General features: G+C 41.9%; 17 protein-coding genes. 13 read left to right on the top strand and 4 right to left on the bottom strand.

The genetic code is table 11. From position 1 onward, the window contains the following. Positions 1 to 195 (top strand): Tn3 family transposase (locus WR49_RS20240; protein ID WP_046225207.1); only part of this gene is annotated, 195 nt, incomplete at its 5' end. Between the two features lie 41 nt (positions 196 to 236). Next, complete coding sequence (locus tag WR49_RS20235) at positions 237 to 893, top strand: hypothetical protein (protein ID WP_046225206.1); 657 nt, start codon at positions 237 to 239, stop codon at positions 891 to 893. Between the two features lie 67 nt (positions 894 to 960). On the opposite strand, the gene WR49_RS20230 is transcribed toward WR49_RS20235, so the two are convergent. Then, positions 961 to 1,854: a DNA replication terminus site-binding protein gene (locus tag WR49_RS20230; RefSeq protein WP_046225205.1), complete on the bottom strand. Its 894-nt coding sequence runs from the start codon at positions 1,852 to 1,854 to the stop codon at positions 961 to 963. 412 nt (positions 1,855 to 2,266) lie between these two features. On the opposite strand from WR49_RS20230, the gene istA (WR49_RS20225) reads away from it, so the two are divergent. The 3 genes from istA (WR49_RS20225) (at position 2,267) to WR49_RS20215 (ending at position 5,104) form a co-directional block, all read left to right on the top strand. Then, entirely contained in the window at positions 2,267 to 3,781 is a 1,515-nt protein-coding gene (gene istA / locus WR49_RS20225) for an IS21 family transposase (RefSeq protein WP_156155693.1), read from the top strand. Continuing rightward, positions 3,771 to 4,526, top strand: a complete 756-nt coding sequence (gene istB / locus WR49_RS20220) for an IS21-like element helper ATPase IstB (protein ID WP_046225204.1) — start codon at positions 3,771 to 3,773, stop codon at positions 4,524 to 4,526. Before istA (WR49_RS20225) ends, istB (WR49_RS20220) begins: the two co-directional genes overlap by 11 nt. Before the next feature lie 185 nt (positions 4,527 to 4,711). Beyond that, on the top strand, positions 4,712 to 5,104 hold the full coding sequence (locus tag WR49_RS20215; RefSeq protein ID WP_156155692.1) for a hypothetical protein: 393 nt from the start codon (positions 4,712 to 4,714) through the stop codon (positions 5,102 to 5,104). Between the two features lie 198 nt (positions 5,105 to 5,302). On the opposite strand, the gene WR49_RS20210 is transcribed toward WR49_RS20215, so the two are convergent. Then, entirely contained in the window at positions 5,303 to 6,787 is a 1,485-nt protein-coding gene (locus WR49_RS20210) for a putative bifunctional diguanylate cyclase/phosphodiesterase (RefSeq protein ID WP_046225202.1), read from the bottom strand. A 447-nt stretch (positions 6,788 to 7,234) separates the two neighbouring features. Here WR49_RS20210 and WR49_RS20205 point away from each other — a divergent pair, with 447 nt between their 5' ends. The 6 genes from WR49_RS20205 (at position 7,235) to istB (WR49_RS20180) (ending at position 15,788) form a co-directional block, all read left to right on the top strand. Next, on the top strand, positions 7,235 to 8,797 hold the full coding sequence (locus tag WR49_RS20205) for a sensor domain-containing diguanylate cyclase (protein ID WP_046225208.1): 1,563 nt from the start codon (positions 7,235 to 7,237) through the stop codon (positions 8,795 to 8,797). A 392-nt stretch (positions 8,798 to 9,189) separates the two neighbouring features. Continuing rightward, positions 9,190 to 11,178: a DEAD/DEAH box helicase gene (locus WR49_RS20200; RefSeq protein ID WP_046225201.1), complete on the top strand. Its 1,989-nt coding sequence runs from the start codon at positions 9,190 to 9,192 to the stop codon at positions 11,176 to 11,178. Next, the gene (locus tag WR49_RS20195) at positions 11,175 to 11,834 is read left to right on the top strand and encodes a hypothetical protein (protein ID WP_040111191.1); all 660 of its coding nucleotides are present in this window, start codon (positions 11,175 to 11,177) and stop codon (positions 11,832 to 11,834) included. Before WR49_RS20200 ends, WR49_RS20195 begins: the two co-directional genes overlap by 4 nt. 666 nt (positions 11,835 to 12,500) lie before the next feature. Continuing rightward, entirely contained in the window at positions 12,501 to 12,938 is a 438-nt protein-coding gene (locus WR49_RS20190) for a hypothetical protein (protein WP_046225200.1), read from the top strand. Between the two features lie 566 nt (positions 12,939 to 13,504). After that, positions 13,505 to 15,037 (top strand): IS21 family transposase, encoded by a 1,533-nt coding sequence (gene istA / locus WR49_RS20185; protein WP_046225199.1) that lies wholly within the window; start codon positions 13,505 to 13,507, stop codon positions 15,035 to 15,037. 10 nt (positions 15,038 to 15,047) lie between these two features. Then, positions 15,048 to 15,788, top strand: a complete 741-nt coding sequence (gene istB, locus WR49_RS20180) for an IS21-like element ISVch3 family helper ATPase IstB (protein WP_046225198.1) — start codon at positions 15,048 to 15,050, stop codon at positions 15,786 to 15,788. 131 nt (positions 15,789 to 15,919) lie between these two features. Here the strand turns inward: istB (WR49_RS20180) and WR49_RS20175 are convergent, their stop codons facing one another. After that, entirely contained in the window at positions 15,920 to 17,008 is a 1,089-nt protein-coding gene (locus WR49_RS20175) for a hypothetical protein (RefSeq protein ID WP_025591680.1), read from the bottom strand. A gap of 514 nt (positions 17,009 to 17,522) precedes the next feature. Further along, positions 17,523 to 18,554 (bottom strand): IS110 family transposase, encoded by a 1,032-nt coding sequence (locus tag WR49_RS20170; protein WP_046225197.1) that lies wholly within the window; start codon positions 18,552 to 18,554, stop codon positions 17,523 to 17,525. Between the two features lie 181 nt (positions 18,555 to 18,735). On the opposite strand from WR49_RS20170, the gene WR49_RS20165 reads away from it, so the two are divergent. Both WR49_RS20165 and WR49_RS20160 read left to right on the top strand, forming a co-directional pair. Further along, complete coding sequence (locus WR49_RS20165) at positions 18,736 to 19,509, top strand: hypothetical protein (protein WP_046225196.1); 774 nt, start codon at positions 18,736 to 18,738, stop codon at positions 19,507 to 19,509. A 281-nt stretch (positions 19,510 to 19,790) separates the two neighbouring features. Further along, on the top strand, positions 19,791 to 20,498 hold the full coding sequence (locus tag WR49_RS20160; RefSeq protein WP_025591677.1) for a hypothetical protein: 708 nt from the start codon (positions 19,791 to 19,793) through the stop codon (positions 20,496 to 20,498). The last annotated feature ends 264 nt before the right edge of the window (positions 20,499 to 20,762 follow it).

The raw sequence follows: 20,762 nt of genomic DNA, 5'->3' as shown, positions 1-20,762 counted from the left end.
TACTTCAACTCCGCGATACTGAGTCATCTTCTGGGACACTTTGAAGCGAGAGGAGATGAAGAGAAAGCGGGTATCACTCGTGCTGTTTCGCCCGTTGCGTGGCAAAATATCAACTTAAGCGGAACGTATAACTTCACTAATACTGGGAAATTGCCCAATATTGGCGAAATAACAAGGCCGATAGTGGATGATTAGGCTCCAAGCTGAAAGTAAACCACCTCCGCAGCCATTTATTGGTGTGGTCTACAGAGGATTATGTCTTTTTAGAGGGGAAAATCCCTAGAACCCCTTATTGGTACTATGACCCTGAGGTTAAGTATTTTCACCTTCCAAAGGATTCTGATTCAGGTACTTTTGTCACTGAAAAATATTTGAATGAATTGAGGAGCGTTCAGTCCAATACAGTTGTCGAAATGATGCCGCCTGAATACGATGGTTTAGGTCATGCTGTTATTTGCGACAAGTGTGGTTTGAATTACGTGCCAAACTTGGCTGAGGATAGAGTTCTACATCATCAGTTCTGTACTCTATTGTCTTCTGCTAGTGAGTATTTCGGGAGACCTTTGTTTACTTATGAAATGTTTGAAAAGGCCAAATCCGTTCAATTGAACGATCCTAATCCAACTATCGCTGACCAAGCTGCTTTATATAAAAACAAATTGTGGGGATATTTTTCTCGCTCAGTGCAAGCCTGGATGAGGCAACGTGATTTTAAGGAACATCCTCCCTTTTTTGTTTACTCACAAGCAATGATAGCTTCGGACTTGGATGATGGTCACGTGTCTCATGATGTAGCTCAGTATGTTGCTAAAGATATGGGAATTGAGCATCTTGAACAATCTCCAGCAATGCCAAGCGGCTCATCGTATTGGGCTATTGACGACAACATCTAACAATCCTTAAAAGCATCAGTTGTTCGGTTTAACCGAACAACTGATATCAATTTCTTCTGTCTTCGTTTTACGTTGAATCTTCTTTATTTAACTTTTTGGGAGCTATCTGCTCTATTTGTCGGCCAGCGAACGTGCCAAGGATAGTTGAGCTTTGTTTGTCCGAGCGTTGCTTTCTCTCCACTGCGGCCACAAACGAAGCGATCTGTCCAGCCTTGAAGGGTTCATCTTGTACCACGATGATCGGCAACGGAGCAGTCATGGTTTTCTGCCCAGAGAGTTTTACCACATTGGCCGCTGGCTGTACTTTAACATCCCGACGAATTCTCAGTGTCATATCAGGGGCGCTGGCGACTTTCTTGATGAGCTGGGTCAGGGGCAACTCGTTCTCAGGGTTGGCTCGCTCCAGTTCTTTGATCATTTGGCTTATTAGTACTGCTTTGTCCGGTTGGTGCAAAGCATCTTTTCTCTGCCAACTGAACTTCACTGATTTGACGTCCGCATCGACTAGGCAGTGGATTTGTCTGTAGAGATGTTTTGTCATGACGCCGGGGCAGTTGTCATGGATTGCCTTGAACCGTGCTTGCCGGGTTTCGTTTTCAGTGATCACCAACTCCTCGATGTCGGCCTTGCTTTGGTTGATGCTATGTACCAACTGAACAATCTCAGCGCTGTTGGGATTAGAGGGCAGCAGGTGGATCACGCCAACATAACGTCTGGCAGATTTCTGTGAGTAGGGGTGTTTGATGTGCAGATCCACGTAGCCTTCACCCGCCAGCTTCATAGCGGCCATGCCGGAATGGTGCTCGGGCATGATGAGTTTTATTACCTCATGCTCATTGCCTTTATGTACTGGAGGTATCCGGCTCACTATCGCCATGCTTGGCATAGTGCTCGTTAGTAGTTTGTTCAGACGAGACAGATTAAATGTCACGTCGTCAAAGAGCGTTTTTATCTGGCTCATCATTTATTCCTTGCGTTGTTCTGACGGATCATTGATTACATTTTAGCCGTTTTTAGACCATCATGCAAAGTGGGGTATAAGCCTCGGTCGTCGCTAACGCTCCTCCTTCGGCTTTGTTGAGCCGGGGCTCGCCCCCGAATTTAGAAAGAGAGAGATAAATAGAGAAAAAGAGAGAAAAAAAGAGAGGTCTAGCAAGGTGGTTAGGGGGGGGTACTTTCAGTTTTCTCGGTGGTGGAGGGGATTGGAGCTGTATCCGGTATTGCATGATGGTCTAAATTGCTATGTTTATAGGATTATATTATGATTGTTAGATTGCATCCAAAACTGATCCACTTCACCCCCTGATTTGCACCGAAAACTGATCCACATAATCTAACCTAATTCCTGCTGAGTCTGCGCAGGAGAATGTGGAGTGATTGACGTGTCATTATTAAGTGTTATTCGTCGCTGGCATTTCCGCGAAGGAATGTCGCAAAGGGAAATAGCCAGACGTACAGGGTTATCCCGAAATACCGTTAAGCGTTATTTGAAAGCTCAAACCATCGAGCCTGTTTACCCTAAACGGCATTCAATGAGCAAACTCGATGAGTTTGAAGAATTACTGACTTCTTGGCTCAAACGAGAAATGAAGCGACCAAGAAAGCAGCGCAAAACGGTCAAAAACCTTTATCAAGACCTTGTTCCGCTCGGCTATAGCGGCTCGTATGACAGAGTCGCTTCATTCGCACGCAAATGGCGAGAAGAACAAAAACTCGATGCCACCAAACGAACGTATATGCCGCTCGAATTTGCCCCTGGTGAAGCCTTTCAGTTTGATTGGGGTGAAAATTGGGCCTATATCAACGGCCACAAAACCAAGCTACAAGTCGCTCACTTCAAGCTCAGTCATAGCCGCGCATTCCTGCTTCGCGCCTATTATTCTCAGAGCCATGAAATGTTATTTGATGCTCATAACCACGCCTTCCGTGTGTTTCAAGGCGTTCCCGAGCGGGGCATCTACGATAATATGAAAACCGCGGTAGACGCGGTGAAAAAAGGCAAAGAACGAGTGGTTAATCGTCGTTTTTTAACAATGGTCGGTCACTACCTGTTTGAAGCCGACTTCTGTAACCCAGCCGCAGGTTGGGAAAAAGGGCAAATCGAGAAGAACGTGCGCGATGTACGTTCCATTATCTGGCAACGTGCTCCTCGGGTGAAAACGTTAGAAGAGCTTAATGAGTGGCTTGAAGCTCAGTGCTTGCTGGACTGGCAATCGCGAAAACACCCTCAATATCGTGATATGAGCATAGAGCAAATGTGGCTAAGTGAGCGCTCTTACTTAATGAAAGTCACCGCACCGTTTGATGGTTTTATCGAGCAAAGTAAACGAGTCTCTTCTACCTGTTTGGTGAACTTCGACAGAAACAAATACTCCGTGCCTGCAAGTTACGCCAACCGTCGAGTTAGTCTGCACGCCTATCCAGATAACATTGTCTTGGTGGCAGAAGGCCAGCCCATCGCTGAGCATCAACGAGTCTTTAATCCAAGGCATGAGCCACCACACGTTGTGTATAACTGGAGACATTACCTGTTGGTTGCTCAGCGCAAACCAGGTTCGATACGTAATGGGGCGCCGTTTCACTTACTTCCTGAGGGCTTTAAACACTTACAGGCCATATTATTGCAGCGTGATGGTGGTGATAAGGAGATGGTCGAAATCTTGTCACTGGTTCTTCATCACGATGAAAAACTGGTAGAGCAAGCCATCAACATGGCACTGAAAGCAGGCACACCATCAAAACAACACGTCATAAACTGTTTAAGCCGTTTACTCAACCCTGCGCCCGTCGTACCTGTCCCCGTTTCCCAAGGGCTGCGACTGATAACCGAGCCAACCAGTGATACGTCACGATATGATGAATTAAGAGGTACACGTCATGCACAATGAAGCGTTATTAAGCACATTAAAGGCACTCAAGCTTCACGGCATGGTCAGCAGTATCGTTGAGCTTTCCTCTCAAAACTCTCCTGCTTATCAACAGGCTCAACCCATCCTTGAAACCTTGCTCAAAGCGGAGGTGGCAGACCGAGAAGTGCGCAGCATCGCTTACCAAATGAAAGCGGCAAAGTTCCCTGTTTACCGCGATTTATACGGCTTTGACTTTAGCGAGAGTACGGTTGATGAGTATCTGATACGAGGTCTGCATCGCTGTGAGTTTATCAAAGACAGTCAAAATATCGTACTCGTTGGCGGGCCTGGCACAGGGAAAACTCACTTAGCGACGGCGTTGGGCGTTCAAGCGATACAACACCACCAGATGCGGGTCAGGTTCCTATCGACCATAGAACTCGTCAACACGCTTGAACAGGAGAAGCAAGCAGGTCACGTGGGTCGCCTTGCGAATCGATTAGTGAGTTGCGACTTAGTCATACTGGATGAGCTAGGGTATGTCCCTTTTAGTCAAGCAGGTGGCACATTGCTGTTCCACTTACTCAGTAAGCTCTACGAGCGCACCAGTATCGTAATGACTACCAATCTCAATTTCACTGAATGGTCGAAAGTGTTCGGTGATGCAAAGATGACAACGGCATTACTGGATAGGCTGACTCATCACTGTCACATCATTGAAACGGGTAACGACAGCTACCGTTTTAAGGAATCAAAAAAGAAATCGAAGGAGAAAGCCAAGTAGCAACTAACGTGAAATTTTAGTCTAAAATAGACTTACTTAGGTGGATCACTTTTCAATGCAAATGGTGGATCAGATTTAAGTGCAAATTAACACTTGGGGGGCAAAACGATATCCCAACGTCTCTATCGAGCCTTGAACAGTATCAAACAGTGCTCTCTGACTGTAAAGCCGCCAGCAATACAACGATGAACATCGAGTCGGCAATGACAACCTTGGTGAGAAACCAACCCTCGAAAAGCTTTACCCTGAAAAAACAGGGTCAAAGCTACGTATTCTACGAGCTGGAAAATGGTGAGCGTAGCGTCAATGTGAAAGAAGACGATCAAAGTGTCGGTATCGGCACGTGGGACTATGTGGATGGCAACATTGTCATTTCTAATGCTAAAGATGCTGATAATACGCCTATTAACCTCAAAGAGACCATCGCGATGACGTCTTGGAGCTACGATAACCTAGGTATTGCAGTCAAAAAACTACTTCAAGAACAACACTACGATTCGCTAGGGCTTGGAGAGTGGACAACACACGGCAGTGTTTCCTCAGACGTTTATGTGATCATTCTAGGTGCAGAGCATTAATTTGCCGTAGCGTTGTGAATGGCGTCATCAAGTAACGCCTTAAACCAAAAATCCGAGTGTTGATAAAGCACTCGGATTTTTCTTTCTCTGGTAAAATAATTACCTTAACTGGGTTTACCTAAAGCCTACTAATTCCATGGTTTATCTCACTAATCTGTCAAACGATAAACAGCTTCTAAGTATGCGAACTTTGCGATGCTACATCATACTTAAGCTTTTATTTAATGCCGTAACAGGGACTGGGCGACTTAGATAAAACCCTTGAGCTTGTTCACAGTCTAACTCCTCAAGAATACACAGCTGTTCAAGGGTCTCTATGCCCTCAGCAACGACTTGAATCCCAAACCCCTTGGCTATATCAACGATGCCGGAAGTAATTGCTCTTGATCGATAGTCAATAGCAATGTCTTTGATGAAACTACGATCTATCTTGATTTCATCAACGTCTAATTTATTAAATATGCCAAATGAGGTATAGCCAACACCAAAGTCATCAATGGAGAATGTTACACCATACTTCTTTAGTTTCTTTACTAGACTTGCACATTGCTCAATATCCTTTAACGTAGCTGTCTCTGTGATTTCAAAGCATAGGTATTGCGCAAAATCACGGTCTTGTTTTAAGTAAGTTTCGATTTGGCGCATGTCTTCGACACTATTTATCTCAGTAGCAGAAATATTCACCGATACGCTTTGAATGGCATATCCTAGGAGCTGGGTTTCTTTAAGTTGTTTTGATGCTTGCTTGATAACTAGTGTTGTTAAAGCACTACAGAGATTGTTCTCTTCTGCCAGCGTGATAAATACAGCAGGAGATATATCTCCATGTTGGTGGTGTTTCCAGCGAGAGAGCACTTCAACTCCAGTTACTCTCTTATCTTTTAGATGATACTTTGGTTGAAATACGATCTGTATTTGTTCTTTTCGTATTGCGTTACGTAGATCTGCAATCATCTGTTTTCTTTGGAGATCTTGCTCAGCGAGTTTTTTGTCGTGGTACCGGATAGTGTTTTTCGTTATCTTTGCTTGAGCGAGCGCATATTTGGCTGACGACATGAGCTGTTTAACGCTTTCTCCATCAAATGGATAGAGCGCAACACCAATAGAGCACGTTACATCAATGCCATGACGTTTTGAGTGCTGGCTAAACTGCCTTTGAATAAGTGCTAGGTGCCTGTCAATTTGCTTCTCGTCGTGCATGCGAATCAAGCAAGCAAACCCATCCGAATGAGTCCTTGAAGAGAAAAGTGGAGAGACAGTAGAGGAACTAATAGATTGTGCTATGTCTTTTAAAAATTGATTGCTCTTTTCAAAGCCGAGTTGATCGGCAATGGGCTTAAAGTTGTCAATATCGAGAAGAAAGAGAACATAATGTTCATTTTCTTTGGCACTACTGAACTTTTGCTCCAAATAGCGAAAAAAGACGTAGGGACTATGCAGGCCTGTCACATAGTCAATGTCATTGGCCCGTTCAATATCTCGGTTGTTCTTTTTTATCAGCCCCCATAGCAAGAGAGACGTGATCACGATAAATAGCATACCCTTTAGTGACTGCACCAACGTGTATACTTGTAGATTACTAGATAGGAGCTCTACCGCTTTATCTGAGAATAAAACCCACAGTGACGCGAATACAAAGTAAGCAAAAACGAGTTTAGCGGAGGTGAGGGAGTTTTTTTTCATATAGACCACAGTATTACTCGTGTACTGCCCATGACTAAGATCATACTTATATGATTAACCTATCATTACATCGAATATCAAGCTAGTGACACATCACTTAAACTGTTTAAAATGCTATATTAAACATATAGTTTTACTATGAAAACTAATGTTTAGTCGCATCAAGACCCTCTAAATATAAGTTTTACTTTTTTGAACCCTTCAAGTATCGGCTAGCATTTTGATCTTGATGCTTGTTTTTTGGTCAGCTACTGGCTCTATTTTCTATCTATGTCGGCCATATCAGTTTCAAAATAGATATAAGCCAGTATAAGAGTTTCATATCTCATGCAGAAATGTCAAAATCTACTAAAACTTGATTTAACACATGTGCAGTAGCACGTACTATTACTTCGAATAAACCAATGGGTGACTTAATTTATGGAATATGTGGGTGAATCAAAACGGATGAAAGACAAGTTGAATTTGAGGCAACTTATTCTGATTCTAAGCATCTTTAGTGTATTGGTCACTCTTCTGAACGCTTTTTACTCCATATATCGTGTCCAACATGACCTCATTGTCACCAACACCATTGAACCCAATCGTGTTTACGCTGAAAAAATGGCCGAAATAACGGACACTTTCATTGAATCAGCTTTGTCTCAATTGGAGTATAGCGCACTTACGCTTGGGAGTAGGATAGGTGATTCAGATGCGTTGCAACAAGAAGTAGATCGATTAAGAACCCAAACTGACTCTTTTAACTCTGTAGTCATCGTCAATGCGAAAGGGGTCATCATTTCCGTTTCACCAGAAACAACACGAGTGAAAGGTGTCCAATTAACAACAGACAGTTCGCTACAATCGTTGAACGCTAAGGCTCCAATCGTCACGAATCCGTTCGTATCCCCGGCAGGTAATTATCTAATAAGTATTTCGTACCCTATCTTCTCCGCACAAAAAGAGTATTTAGGTTACGTTAGCGGGAGCATTTATCTCGATAAGAAAAACATATTAATGAGCATACTTGGGCACCATGGCTACAGAGATGGGTCATACCTCTATGTTGTGGATAAAAATCGGACATTGATTTATCACCCTAATAAACAACGAGTGGGAGAAGTCATTGTCAATAATGAAGCAATAAATGCGGTGACTCAGGGAGAGAAAGGTGGGAAAGCTATCATTAACTCTCAGGGTATTGATATGCTTGCTGGGTACGCACCAGTCAATTATTCTGGTTGGGGGATAGTTGCTGAGAAATCGGAAAGCCTCACTCTGTCAGTGCTTAATGACCAAATGTGGAGTGTATTTGTGGCAACGCTTCCAATTGGTGCGCTCACGCTTTTAGTTATTTGGATATCTTCGGTTTTTATCTCAAAACCATTATGGCAATTAGCGAGTGTCGTCAAAAACTTTGAAAGCCACACTTCGACTAAACGAGACTTAAATGAAGTGAAACCTTGGTATTTTGAAGCGTCACACCTAAAACGTTCATTCCTCAGTACATTCAATATTGTATCCAACACGATTGATCAACTGCATCTCGATACCTTAACCGATTCAATGACTGGGTTGTTAAACCGCAGAGGTTTAGATAAAGCCATTGATAATTTGCGTATACAAAATATTCCATTTTCTGTTCTCGCTCTGGATGTTGATTACTTCAAAAAAGTGAACGATACCTTTGGTCATGATGTCGGTGATACTTTACTCATCAGTGTGGCAAATATGATCAAGGCACAGGCGCGAGAGGTGGATATTGTCTGTCGATCTGGCGGAGAAGAATTCATGGTTTTTTTAGTTAAAACAGACATACGTCAGGCTGAATACGTTGCTGAGAGAATCAGAAAATCCATTGAATCCAATGAGTTTAATGTCGTAGGTCACGTGACGATTTCTATCGGAGTGTCTCAATGGTTAGCAGAAAGAGAACCGATTAGTGCCGTTCTTAAAGGTGCTGATGATGCTCTTTACCAAGCGAAACATAACGGTAGAAATAGAACTGAGGTACATAAGTTCAGATGATAAAATAAATGGATACTGATCTGAGCACTCATCTAAGCGAGTTTGTCATACTTTAGATAATTTTTACTTAATTGTGCTAAAACAGTTTTGCCCCATTTTAATTTAGAGTTTCTACCAATACCATTTCTAGTCTTTAGTATTTGCCCCAATTTCCCTAATGATTCAATATGAATTCAATTGCTCAGCGATGTGGATTGGATTGTGTCCATCGCTTTGGTAGCGATTCACTCACAAAACCATAAGTGATCCACAAAGTTGAGCTTGGGAAAAGCCGACTAGATCTAGTACTATAAACTCTTAAGTTACTGACAAATAGATGGTATGTCACAAGGTACGCCTTCTAAATCTATAGAGTGACGTTGGCTTAGTACTTATTCTCCTAAGGAAACAAAATGTCCGAATACTGCTTTTTTACTCCTGAATCCCAAGCACTTGCAGAGTCCGCCAATCTGAAAGAGTGCTTAGAACAGTACGCTGAGACCAATAAAAAGCAAATTTATGTACTCTCGCGCCCACTATCAAAAGAAGATCTGACTTACGAATACGAACATGCATTTGTAATTTTTTCATCGGGACGAAAGCCTTGTTTTGTCGATACATCTAACAACGAAGAAGAGTTTGAAGAATTCGTGGATGACTTCATTGACGACATAGCTTTTTTGTCTGAGAAGTTTGAGTATCGGAAAAAAATTGGTAGAAAAAAGCGGTGGTTGGAGCTTATTGAAACAACAACATGTGACAACTTAGACTTAGATTCCTTAGTACTTGAAAACCCTACAGATAGACGAGTAGCAGACCTGTTAACTTCTTTGGTCATTGGTAGTATCAATGACGTTAACAAAGTTGACTTAGATGCCAACAACCTCCTAGATAGCATTAAATCAAAGATAGTGCTCTTCGATACAGATCAGACGGGCTTCGTCTTTAAGATGGGAGCTAGTAAAAAATTCGTCATTCAAGGATTAGCAGGCTCAGGTAAGACGGAACTTCTTCTGCATAAACTCAAAGAAGTTTACTCAAACGAGCAGGAAGCACGAATTGCATTTACGTGTTTCAATAAAATACTAGCCTCAAGTATGAGAAGTCGCATACCTCAGTTTTTTGACTTTATGAAAGTTGAGAGACAAATCGATTGGGAGAATAAACTCTTCTGTTTCCACTCCTGGGGAAGTGGACGGCACCCTTACTCTGGTATGTATCGCTATATTTGCCACAAGTATGAAATTCCGTTTGGAACGTTCGCTGCGGGTTCGTTTGATCAACTCTGTAAAAAGGCAATCGAAGACATCAAAAGTGCAGCAGAGCCAAATAACCGAAAGTTTATATTTGACTATGTTTTCATTGATGAAAGCCAAGACTTTGGAGAGCACTTTGTTGAACTCTGTGAGTTAGTTACAGAGAAAAAAGTGTTTGTGGCAGGTGATGTGTTCCAGAACATTTTTAGAACAATTGATGACTCTGTAAGCCATGCAGATCTAGTTCTAAAAAAATGTTACCGAACAGATCCTAAGAATCTAATGTTCTCGCATGCCCTTGGTATGGGACTTTATGAAATGCCAGTTCTGAGGTGGCTGCAAGATAACGAGTGGAGTGCTTGTGGTTACAATTATAGCGAAGTAGATGGTCGTGCTATTATTAGCAGAGACCCTCTACGTCGATTTGAAGACATTCCTCAGGAATTTCAATCAACTACCATTCATCTAACCGAAGATGGTCAAAGTATTTCTAACTCTATTTTCAATGTTGTTGAACAGATTAAAGAACGGCATGAAAGTGTCGAACCTGGCGACATTGCTGTTCTATTTCTAGATACAGGTAAATATATTTACAACGTTATACCAGAACTAGCAAACATTGTTACCGAGCGTTTAGGGTGGGACGTCAACATTTCTCATGAAAGTAAGACTAGCGACCCTTCTAAATTTTTCATTTCAAACATTAACAATGCCAAGGGCTTAGAATTCCCTTTCGTTATCTGTTTCGCACTGAATTTGCATCGCCAGCCAGCATTCAGGAATGGGTTATATACGATGATGGCACGCTCCTTTTTAGAAAGTCATTTGGTGTTAGGAAACCAGACAGATACAGAGCTACTTACTGCCCTAAATTCAGGTATTGAGTGTATGAACTCTAATGGCTATATGAATTTACGCATACCATCTGCTCAAGAAATCGAAAATCAAAAAGCATTGATTGTTTGGGATGAAGAGCCATCTCTAGAAGACAGAGTCGTCGCTTACTGTGAAGAGAACGGAGCGAGTCCAAGGTTAAAAGCCAAACTTATACAAAGAATGGCTGAAGTGATGGGCGATGTTGAATATGAGGAAGACTATTTTAACGTTCTTATCAATGCAGAATACAAGCGTTTTGAAAAGTTATGAGCATATTTTACTATAAAAATTTTCCTACACATTTTATGCAGCGGCTGCGATCCGTCAGAGACCCTGTTGACAACTTATGGAACGTACTAGTTCTAGTTGAAGCGATTAATTCTCACCCAGAAAAACAAATAGAAACTGGTGAAGATGGGTTTGATGTGGCAGTGTTCACCAAAGATTTTCATCGATTTTTGGTTAGAAAAGATGATGGATATTTTTCTATGTCAAATCCATTTCAAGTCCACTTGGGTAACAATGAAATATCATTCAACTGTGATGTGCTTGAAGAAGCTGTAAGTGGTAGGTTTATTTCAATCATTAGGAATGCGATTCAAACAGTTCACGGAAACATTTATTCCCATGATGATATTGTTCTTTCGCTGCATGAAAACTTTGGAATGGAATGGACTGAGGCAGCGAAGTATTCAGATACGTTTGCATCGCTACTCTCTGATGATCATGGGTATTTTCGATTCGATGATGACCCTGACCGCCAGAATGGAGATGTTCATCCTAGATATCACTTTGATATCTTCTTTAAAAACTCTAGCTCATTAAAAGTTGGATATGATAAGTTTGCTGAACTACAGTGTTTTTTGGCATTAGCAGATAAGAATTACCCCAAAAAGTACCTGCTAGACTCAAATCTGATCAAGTGATAGTTAAAATATCATAATATTTGTTTAATAAGACAGAAGGGTAACTGTTGCGCAAAGTGGTATGACTTAACTCTTTAGTCACCGATTCAAATACCGACTTATCTCCGACAATATGAACTTTTGTTTCAGCCTTGGTTGTAGTGGCTGAGTAAATTTGGCCACTTGATTCGAGGTGTGCAATACCTGAAGTTATCCGTGAGGTGCTAATTTAGAAAGTTCACTGACACGTTTATGTCCAAATCTGAGCTAGCTCAAACGCCATTGAGGTAAGCTATTACACCTTGGTGTTGACAAATTACAAGTCTTGCCAGTTTTGAAATTTCATACGATCTTGTGAGGTTTTTGTTACCAGTACAAGTAGCTTGGTTCTAATTCCGACACATGCGTTGACGGTACCTCAAGAAAGTCGTCAATGCCATCAGAGGCTTCCAGAACAGGATTAGCATTTAACAACCCAGCTATGGAACAAAAGCAAGTTGTGGAGGCTACTGTAAGGCCATTGACACACTTATTATCCACCTGATACCTTACAGGCTAGGTTTGACGCCACCTAGACCTGACTCGTGGTCAAGGCGCTTTCTACTTAACTAATGAATCAGTGCTCATTGGGAATAGTGCGTGAGAGTCACATTGCATGTCTTTAGCCCAATAAACGAGGATTGATGTATGTCTAAAAAAAACAAGTATCCAGTTTACCCTTCACAGCTTAAACAGCTTAAAGAATCAGCTAAACAGTTCGCAGTTCTGATTTCTGATGAATCAGAAACTTCTCTAATTTCAGCTTTCAAGAGAAATGATTGGCTTTCTCACGCTTTAGGCCATAAAGGCCATAGTGGCCTCACCTTTTTCGCAAAGTCTTGTCATGCCTCCGATACTGCTGAAGAGCTATATTTGTTCTGTGATGATGATCAACTTCAAACTACGATTATTGACATTTTTTCTTCAAAGCTTCCTGATGTACCTAGAGAGGTTATCGAAAGTGCAGCATTTCAAATGAAAATGGGTGAGTATTTCAGAATGTTAAATACCCCGCATACAGAAGAAGAAAGCGAAGCTCTATCAAAACTTGGTGGTTACAGTATGGACGATACGTACTATGGATAGGCTTAGAGGGGATGGAGACGTCCCCTCTTTTCAATTAATCGGTGTATAGTATTACTCAGGGACAAAGCGCCATAGAACACCCGCTCTAAAATTCGCTCATCGCCCGTTAATGGCTGTACCTGAGCTTGAGGCGACATTCCGTAAGTTGGAGATTGATGTAGATGAAGTTACATCCTCTGACCAGACCAAACAACCTCACCAATGATGTCAAAATCAGCTCATATTATATCCTCACGACTCAAATCCTAAAGTTCACAGCTAATAAGGTCAGGTCTTTCGTAAGCGCCCCATGAACACACGGGCGCTTTTTTATGTGTGGGAGAAGTTCCAGGGAAGTGCATATTTCGGAGCATTCCGATCAGTCATTTCGGGATTATCCGATCGCCCATTTCGGTTTAAACCGATCGCCGATTCCGCGATTATCCGATCACTTTTAGCCTAACTCCGAAATCAGCGATCGGAATAGCGAAAACCGCGATCGGAATGCCCGAAATCCCACCTTTTTCTCTTTTAAATCAATAGCTCGCTATTCTTTACTTCTTAAACAAGAAGGTAAGGAAGCGACAATGGCAAAAAAGAGAACTCCAATGAAGAAAATCAAAGAGGTATTACGCCTTAAGTACGACTGCGGTCTTTCAAATCGCAGCATCGCTTCTTGCCTTAAACTCGGCCCTTCCACCATATCGGAACTCCTGACTCGCTTTAGACAAAGTCAACTTGGTTGGCCTCTACCTGAAAGTTGTAGCGATACTGATCTCACTCAAGCTCTGTATCACGGCAAGAAAACCAGTCGCGATAAAGTCATGCCAGACTTCACGCAATACGCAGTCGAACTCAGACGTAAAGGCATGACGAAGATGTTGCTCTGGCAGGAATACCATGAGCAATATCAAGAGCAAGCTTACGCTTACACTCAGTTCTGCGAGCACTTTACTCGTTGGTTCAAAACCCAAAAGCGCAGCATGCGTCAGCTCCATGTTGCAGGTGACAAGTTGTTTATCGATTACTGTGGACCTCGACTTCAAGTAGTCAACCCTGATACAGGTGAAGTGCGCGAAGCAGAAGTGTTCGTGGCGACCTTGGGCGCGTCCAATTACACCTATGTTGAAGCCTTCCCAAGCCAAGGTAAGTCTTACTGGTTAGAAGCGCATGCGAATACGTTCGAGCACTTTGGTGGGGTACCACAGCTCTTGGTTCCCGATAATCTACGTAGCGCGGTCACCAAAGCTAACCGTTATGAGCCAAGGCTTAACGACAGCTATCAAAAACTGGCGAATCACTATCAAACAGCCGTAATGCCAGCCCGCCCCTACAAACCCAAAGACAAAGCCAAGGCCGAGAATGCTGTGCTCTTAGTGGAGCGCTGGATCATGATGCGGTTAAGACACCAAACCTTCCACACCTTCAAGGAACTCAATCTCGCTATCCGTGATCTTATGAACGACTTAAACCAACGTGAAATGAAGCAGTATGGTGCAAGTCGTAAAGCGCTGTTCGAGAAACTCGATAAGCCTGCGTTAAAGCCCCTCCCCAAACAGCGTTACCTATATACTGAAACCAAACGAGCCAAAGTCGGGCCTGACTATCACATCGAATATCGCCGCCACTACTACTCGGTGCCACATCAACTTGTTGGTCACCATGTCGAACTGGAAGCCTCCAACCGTCTGGTGCAGATCTATCACCAAGGCAACTTGATCGCTCAGCATCCACGTAGTCAAAGAGAGCGCGGAAACAGCACCCAACCAGAGCACATGCCGAGTAATCATCAACATCAGAAGTGGTCGCCAGGGCGCCTGCTCAACTGGGGTGCCAATATCGGCCCAGCCACACGAGAAGTCGTCAACAAGATGCTGAACTCCAAGCCCCATCCTGAGCAGTCTTATCGCTCTTGTCTCGGGTTACTCAACCTAAGCAAAGCCCATGGTGAATCGCGCCTAGAGCAAGCCTGTAAAGATGCGCTGATGCTGACAAAAACCAACTACACCTTCATTAACAACCTGTTGAAGCACAATCGTGAAGGCCAACTGAGCAAAGACAACACGAGCACACCGAACCTTGTTCACAGCAATGTTCGTGGCCCGAACTGTTATCACTAGGAGAAAAGATATGAACGCACTCAATGACCAACTAAAAACCCTGCGCTTGAGCCATGCCGCGAAAGCGCTAGAACAGCAACAAGAACAACTGACTACCTACGCAGAGCTAAACTTCGAAGAACGGTTAAGCCTGCTTCTGGAAAGTGAGATCTTGAACCGCAACCAATCCAAAATCCAACGGCTAAAACGGCAAGCCAAGCTGAGAGTGGATGCTCAGCCGAGTCAGCTCATCTACAAGGAGGGGCGAAACCTTAACCGCAAGCAGATGAGCGAACTTCTAACTGGTGGCTATCTGCACAAGCACCAGAACATCTTGATCACAGGCCCAACAGGCGCAGGCAAAACCTATCTTGGTTGCGCATTGGCGACCAACGCTTGCGACCAACAACAAACGGTGAGGTATTACCGATTAACTCGCTTGCTTGATGACCTAACCGCAGGTCGTCTGGATGGTAGCTATCAAAAACAGCTTCAATCACTGGCTAAGAAAGGCTTACTGATCCTAGACGACTGGGGGATGGAAAAACTGACTCAAGAGCATGCAGGTCACTTGTTAGAAGTGCTTGAAGACCGCTACCAAAACAGCAGCACAATCGTCATCAGTCAATTACCTGTAAAGGAGTGGTACAACATGATCGGCAACGCTACTGTCGCAGACGCTCTCATGGATCGGCTAGTACACAATAGCCATCGAATAGAACTGGGAGGTGAGTCAATGAGAAAACTGGCGCAATCCGATCACTTAGAGTAAAAATAGGAAGAGAGAAAAACGGCAGGATCAGGTGATCGGAATAAACCGAAACGAGCGATCGCAATCACCGAAATACGCATATACAAAAAGTAATGAACAGAAAAGAAAAAAGCTGAGCCAATTTGTTCACACTATTCAGTTAGCATGAGCTTTGCTTTAAGAAACGTAAGTTTGATGTCATCAGTTTTGGTGAACTTGAACTTACCGTCAGTAGAAGCGTTAAACCTTTCAAAATAATATTCAAGTAGCGGATCGTACCTGCCACCGTGAACCCAAGTGTAGAACTTACCAAGTTCATAACGTAACTCTTTATCAAGTTCAGATCTTATTCTCAGCTCACTATCGTTTGCTAGGTCAACGATGTTCATTTCTTGAAGGTTCGTCTTGATCTCTTCAATCAGAGGTAGGAGGGATTCTTTATACTTATCAGCCAATGGTACAAGGTCAGCGTCAGTTACTTCCGCTTCAAAAATCATAATCAGGTCGTTAATCTCCCCGTTATAGTAATCGTTATCTAATCGTTTTTCTGACTCAGTACGAAGAACATAAAGTTGTTCTAAAGGATCTGATTTAGTCTCAATTTTTTCTTTTGAAAGTTTGTGTTGATACTCAACAAACAGCGTTTCAATCCTATCAGCAATAACATCAAGATACTCATATCGAATTCTGAGAAATTCCAGCAGCTCATTGATATTGAGGTTTAACGTTAGGTCTTCTTTACCCACATCTCGACTGTACAAATGAACACTCAAATCGCCAGTGTTGAAATGACTTTGAAATGGCCAACTTGCGAAACGCTTTGAGTTTTCTTGATTCAGATTTACGGGGTGAGCACCGAAACACGCCCTGATAGTTTTAAAATAATTATTATCATCTTCATTAGCGAAGAGGCGATCTTTGAAACATTTCTTTTCACCATAAAACGGATCTTTCTTATCAGTTATAAACACTCGATGGAGTTGTTTTATTGACTCGAAAATAAGGTCTATTGAAGAGATCAGAGAGTAGACCTGCATACATCTACTATCTATGTTCTTGTCAAACTCAGGCGCATTTTCTAAGTGGCGAACAGAGACAGAGATCCAATCCATAGCAGAGCAAACGAGGTTAAAAAGATTCTTACCACCTTTATCTTTGTATATTTGATACACAAAGCTAGAGTTTGAGTTAACTAAGTCTCGAAAATCACTGATTTTATCGTCACTAACAACGTTTCTCATTCTCTAATCGCCTTCTAACCAATTGAAAATATTATGAAGAATGGCAAAAATGATAGTGATAGTTCTTCAATTCTTCAACTTCTTCTTTGATTTTGAAGTGAAGTGATACGCTGGGTTTTGTCACTTAGTTAGATTTGAACGATGAGGATCTCTAGCCAGTTGTATTGCTAGACATTATCCGAAAATAGAAGAACTGAACCTCGAAGTAGCTTTTATCCTAGGACGTGCTGAAGCTGGTCTCCGCAAACTTGTGATCTAGGCCAACACGCCTTTGCCCCATTCCTTATATGGAATCCACGTATTTACAAAGTGATTTAGCAATCAAAGTTAAGATGCGGTCGTATATTCGGCTTCTTTTTGAAGGGGCTACCTTCTAGCCTTTGATGTTTTGCGCACCTACTGTCCTCATCGTGCTATCAGCTTTAAAAGCATGAAGGAATGGTCAGGTTTTCAGTAGGTTGGTCTTACCTTTTATGCTTCATCATTTTGTAAAATCTAAGAATCTATTAAGTAATTAATTTGTGAGTAAAACAGGTTTGTATTCAGTCTCATACCGAAGCATTGCCCACGCCGTTCGTACCACCTTGTTAGCTAATGCGATGCAGGCCTTTTTGAAGCCAATACGTTCAATGATGCTCCTCAACCAAGCATCCTTCTGGGTCTTTGGTTTTTCGGGTAGTCGCCCAACGTAGGACATTGCACCAAGATAGAGAAGGGAGCGTAACTCTTTCACGCCCCCGCACTTGTCGATCCCAATCATAAAGACCTTGCCACCTGAACTGTGTTGTTTTGGGGTAAGACCAACAAACGCTGAAGCTTGTCTACCATTCTTGAACTGCTTTCCATCACCAAGAGTTGTGTAGAGCATTGCAGCGGTTGTTTCTCCAACACCTTCAATTTCCATTAATCGTTGGCATGGCTCTATCTGACGCGTTAGAGCATTTTTCTCTTTTTCGAATGCGATAAGTTGTGCTTTCAGTTCTTTATATTGATTCCATAACATTGACAGAACGGAAACGACATTGGCTGGTATTGATGTTTCTCCATCAAGAGCTGTTTGAACCGACGCTTTTAAACCTTTTTCACCTCTTGGGTTAGCAACGCCATAACCTAACATCGTTCCTCGAATATGCTGTCCTAAAGAAACTACACTGCGAGATAAGAAACGGCGACTACTCTCTAAAGAATGCATTGACTGTTGCTCTAATGATTTTGGTCGGCTGTATTTGATACCTATTTGAATTGCTGCGTTAGCAATAGCAAGAGCATCATTGTGATCAGTTTTATGGCCTTGCAAGTACCCTTTCACTTTTTTGGGGTTAATGATGCGTACTTGATGCCCATGTTTTTCAGCAAGTTGTCCCCAGTAATGGCAACCGCAGCAGCCTTCCATAGCAACAATTGAAGGCTTTGCCTTAGCAAGAAACTCTTTCATTTTCTGTCGGCTTAAGGGCTTATTGGAAAGCAATTCACCATGAACACTGATATGACAGGCTTGAAGAACATTTTTGGCTAAGTCGATAGCGATAACATTATTCGTCAACATATTGGAATCCTTGTCTTGGTCTCATTCTCCTAAGTCTAATTGGCAAAGGAGGGAGTGGATTCCATACATCATGCCAGTAACCTTCTACCTCACAAATAATAGTGAGGTGGTTTGACCTGCTTCCTCTAATCAGCATAGTGTCTATGAAAGTGGAGGGCTTACCACTGTCAGGAGTTTATAATTGGAAACAACGCAAGAAAAAATAAATCGTTTTAAGCTATACAACAGAACAATGATTGCAGCCGCGCTAGCAAAGCGTAATCGAAGGTATCAAGGTGTACCTGCGAAGCTATTGTTGTGTTCAATTCTCGATTCGCTATCAGTAGCTGCATTTCCTGATACTAAGATGAAAAATGGTGAGCGTTTCAGAGAGACGATAAAGTGCTTTTCAGAATTTGAATATAGTGATCATGTAAGCCTTTTACAGCTCTTAGCTACTTTAAATAGTTTAAAGTCAGTACCAATCGAGTTTCAAGATTTTCACAAATGTGTGCAAGGTATGCACTTAGAGCGTTTTCCAAAAACTCAAAGGTTATTCAAACAGAACATAAGTATTGATAGAGATCCCACATTAGCAGAAATTCTGGAAATATGGCCAAAAGATATTAACGGAGAACCTATTAAAAAGGGGATTCCCAATCCGTCGGTATTTACACATGGGAATTTGATTTGGAAATATAGAAACAAGCTGGCGCATGAGTTTCGTAACCCAGGTAATGGTGTAGATATCGATGTTAAGCTCACCAAAGCAGCATACTATCAGGAAGTATCTAAAGTGACCGACATGTCACCTATTGATGGAATTTCGTTTGAAAATCGTTGGGAACTGGTCTACACAACAGGTTTTTTTTATCACTTAACTAAGTCCATCTTGGACGCTGTGTGTGACTCGTATCAAAAACAGGGCAACAGTCCGTTCCTGAATTACAACGAAGGATCAAGTTGGCTTGTTTAGTAAGCCAGCATACAAAGCATTTGAGAGTGATTCTCAACGTTTGGCAGTTTCGCTTCGCTCAAGTATAGCCAAGCGGTGCTACATTATCAGCATAAGGTGATATATTGCTTAGGACACTATTTGAAGAAGCTCTGGGAAAAGAAGCGAAAAAAGGAATTGTTTTTCTAAATGAGTTTCAAGTTGGTTCAGGTAGTCACGAAGAGCTGTTTAGTTCCTACAATATACCTTATGATTTTAATTCCGTTGTGCTAGCCATCAAAATAAGAACTGAGAGTCGATAAATGAATAAAAAGTTATTAATTTTACTGTCACTGGCTCCTGCATTTGATTTACTGGCTGGATGGACAACATCTAGCGACACAGATCCAATGGCTAATAACCACATATATTATGCTCATTCTGAAAGTGTTAAAAGTATGAAGCCTTTGGCTTCACCATACACTAATGCAAAGTCATGGGTTAGTGTGGGTTGTAATACAGCAGGCTCAATGTGGGTCAATTTTGGATTTACTCATGTACCAAATATGACAGATGACTCTACAAAGGATGGGTATTCCTCGGCTAACAGGAAAATAAAGTGGGACGAGTCAACTGAGTTAATATATATGACTCAAAAATGGGGTTCTAAATTTATACACATTGCAGAGTCGGAAAAAAATAATATAAAAAAATTAATGAGTAGTTCTTCAGTTACATTAGACCTATCTTCTTGGTATGGTTCCCCAAATTCTCACTTTAAATACAGCTTGTCTGGTTCTAGTCGAGCTATTGAGAATGTTTTAAATAAGTGTGGAATTTCGATAGAAAGTAATGCTTGTGAGGACATTCAAAATGAATTAATTAAGTTCGATATAGTTAGAGGTACATATGGTCGAAAAGGCGAAATTGATTCATTGTTTGAACGAGGAGATATAAATAATAAAGAGTTGGAAAAATTACATAAATTGAATCAAGCATGTATTTCTTTAGTTGAAGCTAAAGGTAATTAGATATTCTTATAAGTATTGATGTCCTCAAAGGAAAGATAGTGTCGTGACCTAACAACGTTTAAGATTTCAAGATACTTTTTCTAATCCAAACCTCGCACGTTAGAACCCATACTCTAACGCGCTTTTGTCCAAAAACGATTCTGAGATTAAATATCCTTTATAAGGAGCAGTGCTTATCCTGTAAGCACTGCTCCTTATAAAGTTTCAATCTTTAATGTTATGAATCCCCAAGGGTGTAACATTCATCATAATGGTCAATATCAA

This window comes from Vibrio sp. ECSMB14106, assembly GCF_000972265.1.
Lineage (GTDB): Bacteria > Pseudomonadota > Gammaproteobacteria > Enterobacterales > Vibrionaceae > Vibrio > Vibrio kanaloae.
The sequence above is the reverse complement of the archived record's forward strand: the minus strand, read 5'-3'. Positions and strand labels throughout refer to the sequence as shown.